We start from the raw sequence: 1841 nt of genomic DNA, 5'->3' as shown, positions 1-1841 counted from the left end.
AAGAGACTTGGATGCACAGGCCTCCCTCCCAAATAACTCTTGAGACACTTGTAAGTCATAGAAAATTTGATCTGCCCACGCAATTAAAAATGGGGCTCGTGCGATGAAGATATTTTTCCTCGCACCGATGACATTCTTAATTGTGGTATCCCCGATTCTTGGTTTTAATCCGTCGGATGTCGATAGCCTACTGAAGCAGGTGGCCAAGCAGAAGGAAAGGATCGTCTGTAACCGGTGTGACTTGTCAGCAGCAAAGTTGCCGGACATTGACTTGAGTTACGCTGATTTGAGGGGGGCAAATTTATCTCGGGCCAACTTGAGAAATGCGGATCTGCGAGAAACTGATCTGAGGGAGGCTAGCTTGCGAGATGCCAATCTGAGTTACTCGATCCTGCGTGGTGCGATTTTCTGTAAAACGATCCTTCCCAACGGAGAGATCAGTAATAAAGATTGCTGAAGAAGTTTATTGGTTGAGAATCTTTATGGATTGGGTCGCGATCCCAACAAAAAGTCTTTGAAAGTGAGTATATGTCCAATTATTGCTGCACGCTGCTTGAAGAAGATTACCGAGCAACAGCACCTTCCAAATAGGCCGCTGCGTATTCAGCTACCTTTTCATCCACTATGGATTCGATATCGACTATGATTTTTTGAATGGGATGATTCAGCAGGAAAACCTCAGAGGAATAGCCAAGGCGTACTTGGTCAGCTAGGTCGTAGCCGAGTTGGAGTTCAAAATCCGCAGTAATCACAGTGAAGTCTTTGAAATAGCAGTGAACCTTCACATAGACTCGGGCTTTCCTCAGTTGTTTGTTCTTGTGAAAAGCAGGCCGAATGTTTTGCTTTAAAATCCTCTCTCGAATGATTTGGTTTAGATTCAAATCACTGTAGAATGGGCACTCTGTATCTACCGAACTCCAGTAAGTGAGTTCGCCCTTTGTTGAATACTCCCGAAGCATTTGCTTGCCCACCGGTCCAAGCTTCTGAGCAAATGATGTATTTGTCCAGCAAAGCAAAGCGATTAAAGCCACTATCAGGTATTTCATAATATCCTCTAAACATTGTTGAAGTAATCAGTTCCACAACACTGTATTTCTTCTGAAGTCAGGCGGAGTAGTCAAAGGTTTGAATTCATAGATGAATAACCTGGCTTTTTTATCAGTGTCTAAGCGGTTTTGATTAGATGGGCTCAAGTTTGCTTGAAGATGAGTCCATAGTAAGGAAGACTACAAAAAAGCTTTCTTCAGGATGAAGCCGGCTACAAGACAGGATGTCATGATCCCCTTGAGAATCGTTTTGAGGAACAGGGAGCGCGATGTCCAGACTTTTGAAATTGTTGCTGATTTCTGCAGCCACTCTATTGTTGCTGGGAGCCAAGCCCTTCAAGCCCTATCCTCCAACTGAGGAATATCGGGAAGAACAGAAAAGAATTCAGGAGGTTTTAGCGATCAGTCAGCAACTCAATAGGCAGCCAAGGCCTTACAGTGATCTGAGAGCCCTGCGCATGCAACTGGACCAGTACGCAGCTTCACAGTCGATCCCCGTTATGCCCAAGACAGTTTTTAAAGAATCTCCTCGCCAAATTCGGACCTTCCACTAAGCAGTCGATTATTCTGAGAATTAAATTTCTGCTTTAATCAGCTATTTCTCGTCTGTTGCCTTTCATTTCCAACGATAGCCTGCCTCAAGACGGATTCCTTCGACTTCCTGATCTGGAAGATCCTCAAATTACATGGCCCCGGTCTTTTGTGTGTAGATCGCAAAGGTCCAGCCATCATGGGGTTCAAAGCCCACACCGTATCCACTTTGGTTGGCCCAAGCGATTTCCATATAACTCTCCA

General features: G+C 44.7%; 3 protein-coding genes. 2 read left to right on the top strand and 1 reads right to left on the bottom strand.

The features are described from left to right. Positions 1-103: 103 nt before the first annotated feature. Entirely contained in the window at positions 104-457 is a 354-nt protein-coding gene (locus tag P8O70_21620) for a pentapeptide repeat-containing protein (protein MDG2199441.1), read from the top strand. A gap of 106 nt (positions 458-563) precedes the next feature. On the opposite strand, the gene P8O70_21615 is transcribed toward P8O70_21620, so the two are convergent. Further along, complete coding sequence (locus tag P8O70_21615; GenBank protein ID MDG2199440.1) at positions 564-1046, bottom strand: hypothetical protein; 483 nt, start codon at positions 1044-1046, stop codon at positions 564-566. 269 nt (positions 1047-1315) lie between these two features. Here P8O70_21615 and P8O70_21610 point away from each other — a divergent pair, with 269 nt between their 5' ends. Then, the gene (locus P8O70_21610; protein ID MDG2199439.1) at positions 1316-1600 is read left to right on the top strand and encodes a hypothetical protein; all 285 of its coding nucleotides are present in this window, start codon (positions 1316-1318) and stop codon (positions 1598-1600) included. Positions 1601-1841 lie beyond the last annotated feature (241 nt).

It is taken from the genome of SAR324 cluster bacterium, assembly GCA_029245725.1.
In the GTDB taxonomy this organism is placed as follows: domain Bacteria; phylum SAR324; class SAR324; order SAR324; family NAC60-12; genus JCVI-SCAAA005.
This window is presented reverse-complemented; position numbering and strand designations above follow the sequence as displayed.

Excerpts from the sequence above, each read along its gene's own strand:
- P8O70_21610 (MDG2199439.1), top strand. The coding sequence starts at position 1,316 with ATGTCCAGACTTTTGAAATTGTTGCTGATTTCTGCAGCCACTCTATTG.
- P8O70_21615 (MDG2199440.1), bottom strand. The coding sequence starts at position 1,046 with ATGAAATACCTGATAGTGGCTTTAATCGCTTTGCTTTGCTGGACAAAT.
- P8O70_21620 (MDG2199441.1), top strand. The coding sequence starts at position 104 with ATGAAGATATTTTTCCTCGCACCGATGACATTCTTAATTGTGGTATCC.